The 16,042-nt window shown below is 69.6% G+C and carries 15 protein-coding genes; 8 read left to right on the top strand and 7 right to left on the bottom strand.

Going from position 1 to position 16,042, the window contains the following annotated elements; translation table 11 throughout:
- Positions 1-3: 3 nt before the first annotated feature.
- Complete coding sequence (locus tag ACIBP6_RS06400) at positions 4-849, bottom strand: shikimate dehydrogenase (protein WP_397049413.1); 846 nt, start codon at positions 847-849, stop codon at positions 4-6.
- A gap of 315 nt (positions 850-1,164) precedes the next feature.
- On the opposite strand from ACIBP6_RS06400, the gene ACIBP6_RS06395 reads away from it, so the two are divergent.
- Complete coding sequence (locus ACIBP6_RS06395; protein ID WP_397049412.1) at positions 1,165-3,156, top strand: oxidoreductase; 1,992 nt, start codon at positions 1,165-1,167, stop codon at positions 3,154-3,156.
- Positions 3,157-3,258: 102 nt separating this feature from the next.
- Here the strand turns inward: ACIBP6_RS06395 and ACIBP6_RS06390 are convergent, their stop codons facing one another.
- Positions 3,259-3,462, bottom strand: a complete 204-nt coding sequence (locus ACIBP6_RS06390; RefSeq protein ID WP_397049410.1) for a hypothetical protein — start codon at positions 3,460-3,462, stop codon at positions 3,259-3,261.
- Between the two features lie 332 nt (positions 3,463-3,794).
- On the opposite strand from ACIBP6_RS06390, the gene ACIBP6_RS06385 reads away from it, so the two are divergent.
- Positions 3,795-5,189, top strand: coding sequence for a serine/threonine protein phosphatase (locus ACIBP6_RS06385; protein ID WP_397049408.1), 1,395 nt, complete (start codon positions 3,795-3,797; stop codon positions 5,187-5,189).
- Between the two features lie 140 nt (positions 5,190-5,329).
- On the opposite strand, the gene ACIBP6_RS06380 is transcribed toward ACIBP6_RS06385, so the two are convergent.
- Positions 5,330-6,487 carry an erythromycin esterase family protein gene (locus ACIBP6_RS06380; protein ID WP_397049406.1) on the bottom strand — a complete coding sequence of 386 codons (1,158 nt, stop codon included), beginning with the start codon at positions 6,485-6,487 and terminating at the stop codon, positions 5,330-5,332.
- Between the two features lie 90 nt (positions 6,488-6,577).
- On the opposite strand from ACIBP6_RS06380, the gene ACIBP6_RS06375 reads away from it, so the two are divergent.
- Positions 6,578-7,297 (top strand): TioE family transcriptional regulator, encoded by a 720-nt coding sequence (locus ACIBP6_RS06375; RefSeq protein WP_397049404.1) that lies wholly within the window; start codon positions 6,578-6,580, stop codon positions 7,295-7,297.
- Here ACIBP6_RS06375 and ACIBP6_RS06370 read toward each other — a convergent pair.
- Positions 7,278-7,871: a TetR/AcrR family transcriptional regulator gene (locus ACIBP6_RS06370; protein ID WP_397049402.1), complete on the bottom strand. Its 594-nt coding sequence runs from the start codon at positions 7,869-7,871 to the stop codon at positions 7,278-7,280. The genes ACIBP6_RS06375 and ACIBP6_RS06370 overlap by 20 nt on opposite strands.
- Before the next feature lie 102 nt (positions 7,872-7,973).
- Between ACIBP6_RS06370 and ACIBP6_RS06365 the strand changes: the two genes are divergently transcribed.
- Positions 7,974-8,660 (top strand): NADPH-dependent F420 reductase, encoded by a 687-nt coding sequence (locus tag ACIBP6_RS06365; RefSeq protein ID WP_397051468.1) that lies wholly within the window; start codon positions 7,974-7,976, stop codon positions 8,658-8,660.
- A gap of 91 nt (positions 8,661-8,751) precedes the next feature.
- Positions 8,752-9,504 (top strand): SDR family NAD(P)-dependent oxidoreductase, encoded by a 753-nt coding sequence (locus ACIBP6_RS06360; RefSeq protein ID WP_397049400.1) that lies wholly within the window; start codon positions 8,752-8,754, stop codon positions 9,502-9,504.
- Positions 9,505-9,587: 83 nt separating this feature from the next.
- On the opposite strand, the gene ACIBP6_RS06355 is transcribed toward ACIBP6_RS06360, so the two are convergent.
- The gene (locus ACIBP6_RS06355; protein ID WP_397049398.1) at positions 9,588-10,280 is read right to left on the bottom strand and encodes a hypothetical protein; all 693 of its coding nucleotides are present in this window, start codon (positions 10,278-10,280) and stop codon (positions 9,588-9,590) included.
- Positions 10,281-10,450: 170 nt separating this feature from the next.
- Here ACIBP6_RS06355 and ACIBP6_RS06350 point away from each other — a divergent pair, with 170 nt between their 5' ends.
- Positions 10,451-12,358 carry a CocE/NonD family hydrolase gene (locus tag ACIBP6_RS06350; protein WP_397049396.1) on the top strand — a complete coding sequence of 636 codons (1,908 nt, stop codon included), beginning with the start codon at positions 10,451-10,453 and terminating at the stop codon, positions 12,356-12,358.
- A gap of 526 nt (positions 12,359-12,884) precedes the next feature.
- On the opposite strand, the gene ACIBP6_RS06345 is transcribed toward ACIBP6_RS06350, so the two are convergent.
- Complete coding sequence (locus ACIBP6_RS06345) at positions 12,885-13,295, bottom strand: MerR family transcriptional regulator (RefSeq protein WP_132610052.1); 411 nt, start codon at positions 13,293-13,295, stop codon at positions 12,885-12,887.
- Between the two features lie 78 nt (positions 13,296-13,373).
- Here ACIBP6_RS06345 and ACIBP6_RS06340 point away from each other — a divergent pair, with 78 nt between their 5' ends.
- Positions 13,374-13,538, top strand: coding sequence for a hypothetical protein (locus ACIBP6_RS06340; RefSeq protein WP_397049394.1), 165 nt, complete (start codon positions 13,374-13,376; stop codon positions 13,536-13,538).
- Between the two features lie 7 nt (positions 13,539-13,545).
- Positions 13,546-14,967 carry an MDR family MFS transporter gene (locus ACIBP6_RS06335; RefSeq protein WP_397049392.1) on the top strand — a complete coding sequence of 474 codons (1,422 nt, stop codon included), beginning with the start codon at positions 13,546-13,548 and terminating at the stop codon, positions 14,965-14,967.
- Positions 14,968-15,163: 196 nt separating this feature from the next.
- Here the strand turns inward: ACIBP6_RS06335 and ACIBP6_RS06330 are convergent, their stop codons facing one another.
- Positions 15,164-15,721: a DUF1062 domain-containing protein gene (locus ACIBP6_RS06330; RefSeq protein ID WP_397049390.1), complete on the bottom strand. Its 558-nt coding sequence runs from the start codon at positions 15,719-15,721 to the stop codon at positions 15,164-15,166.
- Positions 15,722-16,042 lie beyond the last annotated feature (321 nt).

The following is a 16,042-nucleotide window of genomic DNA, read 5'->3' as shown; positions in this document are numbered from 1 at the left end:
CCTTCAGACGGCGACGAGTTCGGTCAGGTGGGCGAGCATCCGCTCGGCGTCCGGCTCACGGCCGGTGAACAGGCGGAAGGCGTGCGCGGCCTGGAAGACGACCATGCCGCCGCCGTCGAGGGTGCGGCAGCCGAGCGCCCGCGCCTGCCGCAGCAGCTCCGTCTCCAGCGGCCGGTAGACGATGTCGGCCACCCACAGGCCCGGGTGCAGCAGCCCGGCCGGCAACGGCATCCCCGGATGGTGCGCCATCCCCGTCGGGGTCGCATGCACCAGGCCGTCTGCCGCGGCCAGCAGCTCCGGCAGCTCGGACGCGGTCGCGTGGCACGCGCGCCCGGCCCCGAAGCGACCGGCCAGCTTCCCGGCCAGGGCGCGTGCCCGTACCGGATCGACGTCCACGATCGTGACCAGGTCGGCGCCCATGGTGAGCATCGCGTGCGCCACGGCTGCTCCCGCGCCTCCGGCCCCCAGCTGCGCGACGCGATGCGTGGGAGCGTCGGGCAGGCCACGGGCGAACGACTCGGCGAAGCCCGTCCAGTCAGTGTTGTGGCCGACGGCCCGCTCGCCGTCGAAGAGCACGGTGTTGACGGCGCCGAGCATGCGGGCGTCCGGCGACAGCTCGTCGAGGTGCGGGATGACGCTCTGCTTGCACGGGTGGGTGATGTTGAGGCCGTCGAAGCCGAACCGGCGGGCCGTGCGCACCAGCCCGCCCACGTCGAGCCCGAGCCGGTCGGTGTCGAGCAGCCGGTAGACGTAGGGCAACCCGTGGTGCGCGGCCTCCCGCTCATGCAGCGGCGGGCTCAAGGAGGGCCCGATGCCCGCGCCGATCAGCCCAACCAGGAATGAGGCCATCGTTTTCCTTTCCAGCAAGCGCGACAGACGGGTCATCAGCGGCCGGCCCGCACGCGGCAGCGGTGTCGCGGCAGACCTCCTCGGCGTCCGCCGGAGTGGCGCCACCCTCCGGGGGAAGCTCGCGGCGGCCGAGCAGGGTGCGGGAGAACCCCTTCAGGACCAGGACGCTTGACATGATTCCCTAATGTACGTACTAGTGAGTTAGGTGGCTAGACGCGGGCCGGCCTTGGCCTCTCGACGGGCGGACTTCAGCCTCGCGCGCTCCGCCCGCCGGCGGGCCCCGGCAGCGGCCGGCGAACAAGGAGGGCTTCGCTCATGAACGATGACGACCACGCCGCCCCGAGCCCACCCCTCGCGCTGGCCCGCCCCCTCGCGCTTGGTCCCAGGCGACTGCGCAACCGGCTGGTCTCCGCTCCCATGGAGCGCAACTACTGCACCATCGACGGCACCGTCACCGGCCGCTACGAGGCGTACCTGGCCCAGCGGGCGCGCGGCGGCGCGGCCCTGGTGTTCGCCGAGGCGAGCTATGTCCGCGCGGACGGCAAGGGCCGGCTGCGCCAGATGGGCGTCGACGTCGACGCTCGCATCCCCGGCATCGCCCGGCTGGCCGCGGCCGTCCACGCCGAGGGCGCGCTGCTCGGCGTGGAGCTCAACCATGGCGGCCGGACCGCGCAGAGCGTGGTCAGCGGTCTGCGGCCGGTCGCCCCCTCCCCCGTCCCCTGTTCGCCGGCCGGTGGCGAGATGCCCAGGGAACTGGCCACCGGGGAGGTGCACGACCTGGTCGAGGCTTATGGACAGGCGGCCCGCCGGTGCCGCGAGGCGGGCGTGGACGCGATCTCGATCCACGGGGGGCACGGCTATCTGGTGCACCAGTTCCTTTCCCCGGCCTTCAACCTGCGTACTGACGAGTTCGCCGATCCGACCCGCTTTCTCGACCTGGTCGTCGAGGCGGTCCGCCGGCGGGCGGGCAGCGGGATGGCCGTCGGACTGAGGTTCTCCGCCCATGAGGGATTCGAGGGCGGCCTGACCGCTGACCGCACCTTCGAGCTGATCTCGCGCATCCGCCTGGACCTGCTGGACTTCCTCGACGTCTCAGCCGGGTCCTACGAGGCGGGGCAGTGGATCATCCAGTCCGGCGAATGGCCACGTGGCCTGCTCGCCCCGTACGCCGAGCGTTATCGCGCGCTGGGGCTACCGGTCGGCGTCGCCGGCCGGATCAACACGGCCGAGAGCGCCGAGGCGATCGTCGCCGGCGGACAGGCCGACTTCGTCTCCCTGGCGCGTACGCTCCATGCCGACCCGGACTTCCCGCGCCGTGCTCTCGCCGGTCGCTCGTACCGACCGTGCATCGCCTGCAACCACTGCATCGATCAGCTCGGCAGCGGCGAGCCGATCCCCTGCTCGGTCAACCCCCAGGCGGGCCGCGAACACCTCGGCCCGCCGGGAGCTCCCGTCACGAAGGCGTCGGTGGTGGTGGTCGGCGCGGGTCCCGCCGGGCTGGAGACGGCACGGCGACTGGCCGAGCAAGGTCACCACGTGCGGGTACTGGAGCGCGAGAAGCACGTCGGAGGCCAATTCGCGCTTGCCTCCCGTCTCCATGCGTATCCGGAATATCACCGCATCCTGCAGTGGTGCACCGGCGAACTCGACCGGCTCGGCGTCACCGTCCGCACCGGCACTCGGGTCACGGAGCAGGAGTTGGCACGGCAGGAGGCGGACGCCATCGTGCTGGCCACCGGCAGCACCGGTCGCCTGCCCGACGTCCCGGGCGTCGGCCTGCCGCACGTCTTCGAGGTACGCCGCTGGCTCGCCCTCGGCTCCCCAGACAGCACAGGCGTTCCCCACACCTGTGCCGTCTGGGGAGCCGACCGCGAGGGCGTCGCCGTAGCCGACCACCTCGCCGTCAACGGGGCGCGGGTCCTGCTCATCGGCTCTCAGCCGAGCCTCGCCCCCGACGTCGGGCGCCGCGCCAAGATCCTCGTAGTACCGCGGCTCATGGGGAACCCGAAGGTGCGCATTCTCCAGGCGTCCACGATCTCGGCCATCGAGCCCGATCGTCTCCTCGTTCGCACCGACGGTCGGGAGGAATGGTGGGCCATGTCCGGTCCCCTGCTGATATCCCACGGCGTCACACCGCGCACCGACCTGTTCGCGGCCGGAGCGCGACCGCCTCGGCTGGGCGTACATCGGGTGGGGGACGCCGCGGGCGGCAGCGGCTCGATCCATCGGTGCTTTGTGGCGGCGGAGCGGGTGGCCCGCACCATCGCCCAGGCGTGCGAGACCGGCGGGCGAATCCCGGACTCGTGACCCGCGCTTCCGAGCTTGCCGCACCACATCCAGCGGGCACCTGATCCACACCGCGAGCCGCGGCCCCCGCCGGCGACCTTCATCGCCGACTCCAAGCGTGGGTCATCCGTCGGTGACCCAGTCCATGTGTTCGATCCAGTGGTCGAGCAGCGCCCGATCCCCCTGTGATCGCAGCGCAGGAGCCGCATCCAGTGGGCGACGCCTGCTGATCACGAGCAGCAGCTCGACGGCTGGGCCGCGTACCACGACGTCCGCCCTGGTGTGCGTGCGCTCCAGCACGACCATGTCCGGTTCGCGGCGCGCCACCCACTCCCAGGCGCGTCGGTCGCGTGGAAACGCAGAGTCTGACCGCTCCCGCGCATCGCATCGGCGAAGTCCGGCCTGTTCTCCCGATAGCCGCGGGACATCATCGTGTCCAGCCAATCGGCGAACGTGCCCGTCTGCTCGACAACGGCCTTCATATACGCGGATGTGTCCATGGCCGCACCTCCACGCGCTTCGCGACCTTCCCGAAGTTCTCGGGCCACATGTGTGGCACCATGCCGGAAACAGCGCTGCCGTGGTTGCGTTCGACTGTCGTGACAGCAAGCCGGAAGGCCACATCGTCGTACGATGCTCCTCCCCCACCGAACCCGGCTGTGGCGGCGCTTGTCGTCATCACCCTTCATCCCGTACAGCCCGCGCGTCATCTCCACACCGCGGGCGTCCGGGGCCGGCGGGTGGCCGCGCGCGCGGGCCGAGGCCGGTCCTTCGAGGGTGCCCACGCGCGCGACAGGCGGGTGATGGTGAAGGGGCCGGGCCTGAGGAAGTCCAGCGCCTTTTCGGGGCGGCGATCGAGCTTTCAGAGCCGCTCGTCCGGGGCTCATGACACGTTTCTTACGGCACCCGGCGTAGCGTCTCCCACGCGAAGTCGATCAGAGGGGTGCCCGCCGTTGGAACCGCAAGACACACCGTTGGACATGTCGCAAGGTGAGCGTGTCAGCAGATACAGCGAGGTCGCCGGCGCGTTGGCGTTGCACAGCGACCGGCAGCTCGGCGAGGCGCTGGAGCAGGCGCAGACTCTGGGCTCCGGGATCGGTGGCACCTCGGTGCTGTTGGACATCGATGGCGTGCCGGTCTTCGCCAAACGCATCCCACTGACCGACCTGGAGCGCCGCCCGGGCAACGTGATGTCCACCGCGAACCTGTTCGGGCTGCCTCCGTTCTGCCAGTACGGAATCGCCGCCATCGGCACGCCCGGCTTCGGTGCCTGGCGCGAACTCGCGGCCGCCGTCATGACGACCAACTGGGTCCTGGCCGGGCGCAGTGCGGCCTTCCCGCTGCTGTATCACTGGCGGGTGCTGCCGGGAGCGCCGCCACCCACCGATGTGCACGCCGACGTCGAGGCGGCCGTGCGGTACTGGGATGGATCACCAGCCGTACGGGATCGTCTCCACGCCCTTGCCCGCGCCTCGGCCGGCATCGTGCTGTTTCAGGAGTTCATCCCGCACAACCTCGACAACTGGCTCGCCGCTCAGCGCGGCGCCGGCCAGGACGCTGCGGTAGCGGCGAGCGCCATGGTCGAGTCGTGCCTGCTCACCGACGTGGCCTTCATGAACAGCCAGGAGTTGGTGCACTTCGACGGCCACTTCGGCAACATTCTCACCGACGGTGAACGCCTGTACATCGCCGACCTCGGACTGGCGACCTCCTCCCGGTTCGACCTGTCCGAGCAGGAGATCGCATTCCTGGAGCGCAACCGGACCCACGACCTGGGGTACGCGATGATGCGGCTGGTCAACTGGCTGGTCGTCAATGTCTGCGGGGTGACGGTGCCGCCGAACGGCATCCCGGGAGAACGTAACGACTACATCCGCGCGTGCGCGGACGGCGCGGACCCCGCCGGTGCCCCGCCGGCTGTCGCCGCGGTGATCCGCCGGTACGCACCCGTGGCGGCGGCCATGAACGACTTCTACTGGGACCTGTACGGCACCAGCAGGACGACGCCGTATCCGAACGAGAAGATCGAACGTGCCCTGAGCGCGATGCGCTGACCCCATCAGACCCGGCACGCGCACCAATCCGGCATGCCGCACGCCAAGACCCCGGCGACGTGATGTCGCCGGGATCTTCTCGCGTGGGGTTCAGCCGTTCACGATCGCTTTCGGCCGCCTCGCGGGCCGCAAGAACACTGTCAATCCAGTCTGACGACCTGCTTGAGGAAGACGACGCCGTCGATCATGCCGAGCTGAGCCGGGTCCAGCGGAAAATAGCGGAAATCGTGGGAGACGCGCGGGACGGGCTCTGTGACGGCCTCGGCCAGGCGGCGGGCGTCGACGAGCGAGTGGTCCCACGGGAGCGTGGACAGGACACCCTCGACGGTGTCCGGGGGCGGGGTGTCGTCGCCGACCGCGCCGAGGGCCGAGGCCAGGAAGGCGTACCGGTCGCCCAGGTGCGTCCCGGTGATCGCCCCCGCGCCCCACCACTCCATCAGCTGGTCGCCGAACGGCATGAGGCTCTTGTTCCGCTGCAGGTGGAGGTTGTGGCCGAAGACCAGGGCCGGGCCCTGTTCGGCGACGGCGCGCAGGTTGGCGGCCATCATCGCGTCCCGCAGGGCCGACAGCCGGGGCCACCGTGCCGGGGACGCGTCGGCCATCCAGTAGTGGTAGCGGAGCAGGCCGGTGGCGGTGCGCGCGTACAGTGCCGCCCGCTCCCTGTCCTGCGCGCTCAGCCGCGGCGCCTGCGTGTCGAGCAACGCCACCAGGTCGTCGGCGATCAATCGCAGCCGCTGCGCCTCGGCGGACTGGCCGATCGACTGCGACGGATCCATGGCCGCGGCCTCGTTCGCCCATCGGTCGTCCGGGCCCAGCAGCGCGTCGAGGGTCTCCCTGGTCCAGGGCAGCGGGCCGTCCAGGAGGGCGTACAGGGCGGTGAGCGCCTGGCGCGGGCTGTGAGCCCAATACTCCACCGGGCCGTCGAACCCGAAGAACCGCAGCTTCTCGTCATGCTCCTCGTTGTACGTCCGCATCCAGCGCACGAGCTCGCGGTTGGCCGGGGACGCACCGAAGTTGTGACTGAAGCCGCGTTCCATGACGTCGTCGAGCGTGCCCGCGCCCGTCGCGATGTAGTCGTCGACCACGAGGCCCATGAGACAGTCGCTCTCGATGGCGAACGACCGGTAGCCCTCGTGCTCGACCAGATGCCGGAAGATCTCGTTGCGCAACTCGCCCAGCTCCCCCACGAAGTGCCTGGCCTCGCCCAGGCCGAGCAGCAGGGGCTTGGCGGGAAGCGACCGCAGGAACGCCGAGACGCCCGCGCCGTCGAGGGGACGGGCCATGTCCTTGATGTCCATGCCTTCAACGGTATCGTTGAACTTTCGGTGTAAACTTTCCGGGAAAACCCCCGTTCCGGCCGCGAAAAACCTTCAATCGGTGATACATCCATGAGGCCCGTTGATCTGGCGCGTGAGCACGGCCTGTCCACCCAGGCGATCAGGAACTACGAGGACGCCGGCATCCTGCCCGCCGCCGAACGCACCGTTCACGGCTATCGCACCTACACGCCGCTGCACGCGCAAGCGCTGCGCGCGTTCCTCGCCCTCGTGCCCGGGCACGGCCACCAGACGGCCACGTCGATCATGCAGGCGGTCAACCGGGGTGACACCGAGGACGCGCTGCGGCTCATCGACGAGAGTCACGGCCAGCTCCTCGACGACCGTCGCACCCTCCAGGCCGTCGAAGCCGCGCTCCGCGATCTGGCGCCCGTGCCGCAGGAGCGCGGCGACACGTTCATCGGCCCGCTGGCCAGGAGGCTCGGCATCCGCCCCGCCACCCTGCGCAAATGGGAGAACGCCGGGCTGATCCGGCCGCGCCGCGACCCGCAGACGGGCTACCGCGTCTACAGCGCCGCCGACGTACGCGACGTCCGGCTGGCCCACCAGCTCAGGCGGGGCGGCTACCTGCTGGAGCAGATCGCCCCGCTGATCGCCCAGGTCCGCTCCGCCGGAGGCGTCGCCCCGCTGGAGTCGACCCTGCGCGACTGGCAGGCCCGCCTGTCCGCCCGAGGCCGCGCCATGCTCCAGGGCGCCGCCGACCTGGAGGCGTACCTCCGCGCCCGCGAACCCCGCCATCCCACCGGCGCGCTCAGCCGCGTGCCGACGTAAGCGCGAGCAGGGCCGTGTCCACGGCGGCGACGAGCCGGCGTGGGTCGGGGTCGGCCTTCACGACCACCTGCAGCCCTTCGAGGAGCATGGTGAGCATGGCGGCGGCGGCGGGGAGGTCGAGCTCAGGGGAGATCTCTCCCTGCCGGGCGGCGGCTCGCAGCCCTTGCAGGAAGCCGTCCTCCACGGCGGACAGGACGCCGCGCACGCTACGGGCGACCTCTTCGTCTCCGGGGAGCAGTTCGCCGGCGGTGTTGGCGATCAGGCAGCCGCGGGGTTGGTCCTGCTGCGCGGCCAGGTCGATCCAGCCGATCAGCACGGCCCGGATCCGCGGCAGGACCGGGCCTCCCTCCAGCAGCGTGGGAGCGAGACCGGCAGCCAGACGCTCGTGGTAGTGGGCGAGTGCGCGCAGGAAGAGCGCGCGCTTGTCGCCGAAGGTGCGGTAGAGCGTGCCCGGATGTACGCCGAGCGCCGAGGTCAGGTCCGTGACCGACGTCGTCTCATAGCCCCGCGTCCAGAACAGCTCCATGGCGCGGTCGATGACATCTTGCTCGTCGAAGGTTCGCGGTCGGGCCATGATCCGACGATACCGCAATTTGAACGCTCGCTCTCAAACCTGTACTGTCCCATTTGAGAATGAACGCTCTCAAATCCTGGCCGGAGAGCGTTCGATCACCTACTGGCCAGCACTGACGGCGCGCCGGAAGCCGCGGAAACGTCTGGCGATTCGCCGGTCCAGCGTCAACCACCTGAGGAGCACGCTCATATGAGCATCGGAATCATCGGCGCCGGCGCCATCGGTTCGGCGATAGCCGAGATCCTGTCCCGAGCCGGCATCGACGTCACCATCGCCAACAGCCGCGGGCCGGACACGCTCGCCGATCTCGCGAAGCGTCTGGGACCCCACGTCCACACGGGCACCCGGGAACAGGCAGCCGGGCAGGACCTCGTCTTCGTCGCGGTGAACTGGTCCAAACTGCCGCGCGCCATGGCGGGCCTGCCCGACTGGAACGGCCGGATCGTCATCGACACGAACAACTCCATCGAGGCACCGTTGTTCCAGCCGTTCGAACTGCACGGCAGGACGTCGAGCGAGGTCTTCGCGGACATGGTCCCCGGCGCGCGTGTCGTGAAGGCCTTCAGCCACCTGACTCCCGACCTGCTCACCGCCGATCCCGTCGCGCACGGCGGTCGCCGGGTCCTCTTCCTGTCGGCAGACGACCTTGAGGCGCGGCAGACGGTGCGAGCGCTGATCGATCGCCTCGGCTTCTTCAGCCTGGACCTCGGTCCGCTCGCCGTCGGATCCCGTCTCCTCCAGTTCCCCGGTGGCCCGCTCCCCGCACACCACCTGGTGAAGGTGGGCTGACCCGCGGGCCCGGCGTCCCGGTCCGTTCGCGAGACCGCCCGGCGGCCCACCCCGTGCCGAAAACCCCTGAAGGAAAGAAGGACCGAACGTCATGTCTCATCAACCCCTGGCGGGAAAGGCGGCACTGGTCACCGGCGGCTCGCGTGGCATCGGAGAGGCCACGGCCCTGCGGCTCGCCGACGAAGGAGCGGACGTCGCCATCACGTACGTGTCCTCGGCCGAGCAGGCGAAGAGCGTCGTGTCGAGGATCGAGCAGCGCGGTGCCCGGGGTGCGGCCTTCGCCTCGGACCAGGCCGACCCGGAACAGGCGGCGAGCCTGGTCGACAAGGTCATGGCGGCGTTCGGCCGGCTCGACATCCTCGTCAACAACGCCGGAATCTTCGTGACCGGCCCCATCGACGCGGCCGAAACCGACCTGGAGGCCATGGACCGGCAGTACGCCGTCAACGTCGCGGGAGTCGTGGCCGTCACGCGCGCCGCGGCCAAGGTGATGGGCGAGGGAGGCCGGATCGTCTCCTTGAGTTCCACGGCTGCCGACCGTGCCGTCTTCCCGAACCTCGGCGACTATTCCGCGACGAAGGCTGCCATCACCGCCTACACCCGTGCGTGGGCGCGAGACCTCGGTCGGCGGGGCATCACCGTCAACGCGGTGCAGACCAGTTCGATCAGCACCGACATGAACCCCGATGTCGGGTCGTTCGCCGATATGCAGCGCTCGATGAACGCCCTGGGACGGTTCGGCCGGCCCGAGGAGATGGCCGCCGCCATCGCGTTCCTCGCCGGCCCCGAGGCCGGCTTCGTGACCGGCGCCACGCTGAACGTCGACGGCGGCTTCAGCGCCTGACAGCCGGTCGCGTCCCCGCTGGTGTTGCAGTTCGGCGACCTGGTGCGGCTCCGGCCGGCTGAGGTGCGCGACCCTCCTCGAGCTCAGCCCCGGAGTCCGAACGCCGCCATCACTCGCTCGGCCAGGTCGTCCTCCGTCATCGTGGTGCCGACCTCGATGACGTCGAGTCCGACACGTTGCGCTTCCCCATGGAGACGTTCCGTGAACAGCTGATCGCGGACGAGAAGGTTGCGCAGCGCCCTCGCTGGATCGCTGGTCTTTCGGGCGATCTCCCACAGCGAGCCTCGACTGCCGAAGGCGGCCCGGCGGAAGTCGGGCGACGGCAGGAGCCAAACGGCGTGACCAGGCATGGCGAGGAGTGGCTTCACGAGACGTGGCAACAGCCGGAACCCCTCGACGACCACACCGGGGTCCCTCGGAAGGCGGAGGAGGTCGTCGACGATCAGGCCGAAGCCCTCACCCCGAAACCAGTGGAACGTCTCCAGCATGACTTCCGGAGATCGATTCACCCATCGCTCGTCCATGTCCATCGCGACGAACTCGCTCAGGAACGGACACTCCTCAGGTGTGCTCCGGCCGGCGTGATCCGCCATCACATCGTCGGTGGCGTAGAGACGCAGCCCGTGCCGAGCCGCCATGCGACGAGCGATGGTCGACTTGCCGGCGCCGCTCCCGCCACCGATCCAGTAGACGTGCCCGAGCCGGGAGCGCAGCGCGGCGGCGTTCGCGGTGTCTTCAAGCTGGTCAGGTCGCATTGTCCAGATCGCACCCTTCACCCGCACGACGTGGTGCGCCGTCCGGGTGATCAGGCACCCGGCCGCGGGATTCGTCAACCGTCGAAATCGACGGCGCGCGTTTGCGGCAAACGACCAGTGCTCCGCAGAACAGTCATTTGTACGGTTCCTCGCATGATATCCCTGTTAGTCGCGTCATCGGCGGAACACGCATGAGCCCGGTACGCCGCAGGACGGCACTCGGCATGGGCCTGATCGCCGCCGCGTCACTGCTCGTAGCACAAGGCCAGACCACGTTCGCCGCCGCCGACAGCCGGCCCGGCATCGTGGTGGAGAACGGTGTCACGCAACCGGTGTTCGGCTACGCCGACGCGATCCGCGAACACGTCTGGGTGGACGCCCCCTTCGACAGCGACCATGACGGGGTCAACGACCAGATCTCGGTGGACATCATGCGTCCGCGGGCCACCGAACAGGGCCTGAAAGCACCGGTCATCATGGACGCCAGCCCGTACTACTCCACGCTCGGCCGGGGCAACGAATCCGAGCTCAAGCAGGACACCGACGGCGACGGCCTGCTCGACAAGTGGCCGCTGTTCTACGACAACTACTTCGTGCCCCGTGGATACGCCGTCGTCCTGCTGGACATGGTGGGCACCAACAACTCCACCGGCTGCCCGACCACCAACGGCACACCGGACAACCTGTCCGCCAAGGTCGCCATCGACTGGCTGAACGGCCGGGGCACCGCGCGGGACGCCGACGGCAACGTGATCGCCTCCCCCGGTTGGCACAACGGCAAGACCGGAATGATCGGCAAGTCCTACGACGGCAACCTGGCGCTCGCGACGGCGGTGACCGGGGTCGAGGGCCTCAGCACCATCGTCGACATCGCCGGCCCGTCGAACTACTACGACTACACCCGCAAGAACGGCGTCGTGACCCGCGGCAACCACTACGTGGCAAGCCTCGCGAACACCGTGACCGACCCCGACCGGCGCGAGCACTGCGCTCCGGTACGGGCCGAGATCAGCGCGGCGGACGGCGACGCCACCGGCGACTACTCGGAGTTCTGGGCGGAGCGCAACTACGTCAAGGACGTCGCGAACGTGCGGGCCAGCGTCTTCATGGTGCACGGCCTCAACGACGACAACGTACGGCCCGACCACTTCAGCCAGTTCTGGACCGAGCTCGCCGAGCACAACGTGCCGCGCAAGCTGCTGCTCGCGCAGGAAGGGCACGTCGACCCGTTCGACTTCCGCCGCACGGCATGGGTGGACACGTTGCACCGATGGTTCGACAACTGGCTGCAGGGCGTACCCAACAAGATCATGAAGGAGCCCCGGGTCGACATCGAACGGGCACCGGACGTCTTCGAGTCCTACCGCGACTGGCCGGTCCCCGGCGCGAAGAAGACCAGCCTCTGGTTCCAGCCCGCCGAGGTCGCCGGCGGCCCCACCGGCCTGTCCGTGAAGCACGCCAAGGGAAACCCCGCCGACCTCACCTTCCAGGACAACCCCACCCAGACCGAGACCCAGATGGTCAGCGACACCTCCACCGTCGGACCGAACCGGCTGGTGTTCCTCACCGAGCCGCTCACCGAGCCACTGCACGTCTCCGGCACCCCCGTCGTACGGCTGAACGCCTCGGCGGACCAGACCGACACCAACTTCGGCGCCGTCCTGGTCGACTACGGCCCGCAGACCCGGGTCAGCTGGGAGACCTCCGGCGAGGGCATCAGGACGCTGACCACCGAGGACTGCTGGGGCGAGAGCAGCCCGAGCGACGACGCCTGCTACAAGCAGACGGCGAAGAACATCGTGACCAGCGACCGGGAACGAGTCAGCAAGGGCGTCATGGACGCGCTCAACCGGAACTCGCTCACCACTCCTGAGCCGCTCGTCCCGGGTGAGAAGTACGACTTCAACCTGCCGTTGCTACCGGTCGACCACGTGTTCGCGCCGGGCCACCGACTCGGTCTGATCGTGGTCGGCAGCTACCGCAGCTACTCCAGCGTCGCGGACCAGACCCGGGCGAACATCAGCGTGACGACCAGGATCAGCAACTTCCAGGTGCCGCTGGTCGGCGGTCAACAGGCCGCGCGCAGGGCCGGTCTCTGACCAGCCCCGCCGAAGCGCCTCCGATTCTTTCCCGACGTCCCGGCCGGTGGAGCAACCACCGGCCGGGACGGCCTTTCCGGCCTCCAGCACTGGGGTGACCGGCCGCTGCCCGGACAGGCGGCGCTGGACGTCTCTCCGGGTGAACCTCAGCCGATCCCGCCCAGGTCCGTCGCACGTTCGTGCGGTCACCAGGCGAACCGGGAAACGTCCAGCCCTCTCGCCCCTGGTGCTGGTGTTGAGGGCGTACGGGTGCGATTGTTGTCTTCAGCCGTGCCCTTTACATTGTAGATTTACTTGAGCGCTTCAGTCGGAGAACCTCTCACCCACGACGCCGCCGTCAACGCCCCTGCACATGCTCCGCGCGGATACTGGCGGGCCCTCCTTCTCGCCACCATGGCGAGACCGACGCGCCAACGCAGCCGCGGTCCGCCGCGGCCGGCCCCGCCCTCGAACACCCCGCGACCGGAGCAGATTGGCCACCGCTCCCCCAGCGTGAATCTCTCCAGCAGGGCGACGAGGGCACCGTTCAGATCACGCAGTCACTCGCGTGCAGGCCTTGGAGTGCGGTAGGGGTCTCAGCTATGCGGCGGTAAGTGGGGCATTGGGTGAAGTCGTCGGCCGTGCACCGCATGAGGTGTTCGATCAGCGCCTTCGAAGCCGATATCTCCTGAAGTCTGCGTTCCAGTTCCGCGTGGTGCCGCTGGAGGAGTGTGCGCCGCTCGGCCTGGCCCGAGCTGGTGAGGATCTCGCGGATCTGCTCCAGGCTCATCCCCGCCGCTTTGGCCCGAATGATGGTCATCACGCGGATGAGGTGGTCGTGCGTGTAGCGGCGGCGGCCGTTGACCCTGGCGGCGGGGGCCAGCAGGCCCATGGCCTCCCAATGCCGCAGGACGTGCGGGGCCAGGCCGAACCGCTCGGCGAGTTCCCCGATCCGCATCGAATCACTTGACTTCATGTTGACATTAACATCCAGACTTGCCTCCACGTCAAGCGATCACTGCTCACGGAGGCAGACATGTACGACGCCGTCATCGTCAGCGGCCGCCCAGCCGCCGACCTGATCCTGGAACGCGTCCACCGCACAGTGCTGTTGATCGACACCGGGCCAGGCCGCGACGCCCCGACCGACAACGTGCGCGACTTCGGGCCGTCCCACCGGTTCGCGCAGGCAAGAGGCTGAGGCCGCGGTGTCGACGAACCCCACAGAGACTCCGGTACGGGCGAGCAACGTACCGCTCGCCACGGCCGGCCTGCTGATCGGCATGCTGCTGTCGGTCCTGGACCAGACCGTGGTCGCCATCGCCCTGCCGGACATCGCCGCCGACCTGGGCGACATGGACGCGATCGGCTGGATCGTCACCTCCTACGTGCTGGCCTCGACCGCCACCGGGGCGCTCTACGGCCGGCTCAGCGACAGGTTCGGCCGCCGCACGGTCTTCACATCGGCCATCGCCGTCTTCGTCGCGGGCTCTGCCCTGTGCGGCCTGGCCCAGACGACGCCCCAGCTGATCGCCGCCAGAACCCTGCAGGGCGTCGGCGCCGGAGCGCTGTTCGTGCTGCCCACGATCGCGCTGTCGGAGCTGTACCCGCAGCGGCTGCGCGGCAAGGTACAGGGCTTCACCGGCGGCGTCTTCGCCCTGGCCGGCGTGGGCGGGCCGCTCGCCGGTGGCGCCATCACCGACGCCTGGGGCTGGCGTTGGATCTTCTACGTCAACCTGCCGCTCGGCCTGCTCGGCATGGCGCTCACCACGTTCGCGCTGCGCCTGCCCAAGGCGGGCGGGGACGGCAAGGTCGACCTGCCGGGGGCCGTGCTGATCGCGGGCGCGACGGTGAGCCTGCTGCTGGTGGCCGGATGGGACGTGCGCACCTACACGTCTGGCGTGATCCTCGCGCTGGTCGGGGCGGCGGTGCTGCCGGTGGCGCTGTTCGTGGGGTGGGAACGCCGCGCGGCCAACCCGCTGCTGCCGCTGCGGCTCTTCGCCGATCCCGTCCTGCGGGTAGCGCTGCCCGCCACCGCGCTGCTGGGCGCGCTGCTCGGGGGCTCGATCGTCTACCTGCCCACCTATCTGCAGGCCGCGTACGGCATGGGCGCCACCCAGGCGGGCCTGGCGCTCAACCCCTATGTCCTGACGTTCATGGCGGTCTCCTCGCTCGCCGGTGCCCGCATCGGCGCGAGCGGCCGCTTCAAGCCGTACCTGATCGCCGGATCGGCGATCGTGGTGCTGGCATTCACACTGCTGAGCCGGCTCACCCCATACACTCCCTACGTCGTGCTCGCCGCGGAGCTCGCGGTGCTGGGCGTCGGCTTCGGACTGCTGATGCAGAACCTGGTGGTCATCGCGCAGAACGCCGCTTCCCCGGCGGATCTGGCCGCGGTGACCTCCGCCGTGGTGTCCGTCCGTGGTCTGGGTCTCTCCTTCGGCGTGGCCGGCTTCGGCATGCTTCTCTCCCGCGAACTCGTGAACCGCGTCGCGAGCCCCGCGGTGACCGCCGCGGCGATTCCCGACGTGCTGTTCTGGGGCGCCCCGGCCGCCGCCGCCCTGGTGGGGCTGATGGTCCTGCTGCCCCGGACGGTTCATCGCCCCGTGGCCGAAGGTCCACCCGCATGAGCGACCGGCAGACCATCGGAAGGCTGCCCCGACGACTGCGTTGATCGACGCATGCGTCCATCAGAGCGGTGATGGCGGCCCGCTCCGCGCACACCGTGGCCGTCCAGCGGTGGCGCCATGCCACCGGAGCCGCCGCTGGACGGGGCGTATTTCGCACGGATGGTCGAGGGGATCGCGCGCCGCGGCTACGTCCTCGCTAGTCCCCGGCCATCACGGTGAAGGTGAACCCGGAGCTCGTCGGACGGCGCAACGGAACGTCGCACTTGATCCGGCGCAGCACCTCGTTCCTGCTGAGGCCGAGCCCCTGCGCGATGAGCCGCTCCGGGCGCAGCGGCACCGGATTCTCGAAAACGACCTCCACCTGGACCGGCCATGCCTCGTCGAGCCATGCCGACGGGGTGTCCAGCCGCCAGGCCCCCTTCCAGTCCAGGGTGAAGCGGTTGCGCCGGGCGAGCAGCGGATCCAGTCTGGACGCCACCAACTCCGGATCGTTGGCGTGGTAGCCGTCGAGCTCGGCCGGATCGAAGGAGCTGACCGGCGTTCGCTCGTGCACGGTGAGCTTGCTCGTCCGATCGCAGGACACGCAGCGGACCAGCAGCCACACGTCCAGCAGCTTGCGGTTGGCATTGACGCGGAACCTGCCCTCGCCGGTGGTGGCCGACTCCGACCGGCAGTCCACGCATCGCAACGACAGCAGCGGCAGCCTGGTCCGACGAACGATCCAGGGCAGCACGGTATGAGGTGGTGAAGACATGATCTCTCTAGACCTGACACGAGGCCGATCGCGCGCGGCCTCAAACGCTGGATGACCGGGCGCACACGGGCAGCCCGGCAGAGCCGACGAGAGGGCCGGCTTGAAGGTGAGCGGAAGAAGGTGTCAGATCTGAAGAGCAGGCGGGGTCACGCGGTTTGTCCTCTGTCCTCACTACGACGGTGCCGCAGGCAACGTACGGGAACGCGGAAGCAAGGCTCAATCGGTTTTCCGGCGGCGGCCCTGTAGCTTCAGCTCACCCCAGCAAGTCCGCAACCGGATGGCCCGAGTGCATCGCGCGGTCCGGCCCGCTTCGGTGCTGAC

The organism is Nonomuraea terrae (genome assembly GCF_044465245.1).
Taxonomy (GTDB): domain Bacteria; phylum Actinomycetota; class Actinomycetes; order Streptosporangiales; family Streptosporangiaceae; genus Nonomuraea; species Nonomuraea terrae.
The sequence above is the reverse complement of the archived record's forward strand: the minus strand, read 5'-3'. Positions and strand labels throughout refer to the sequence as shown.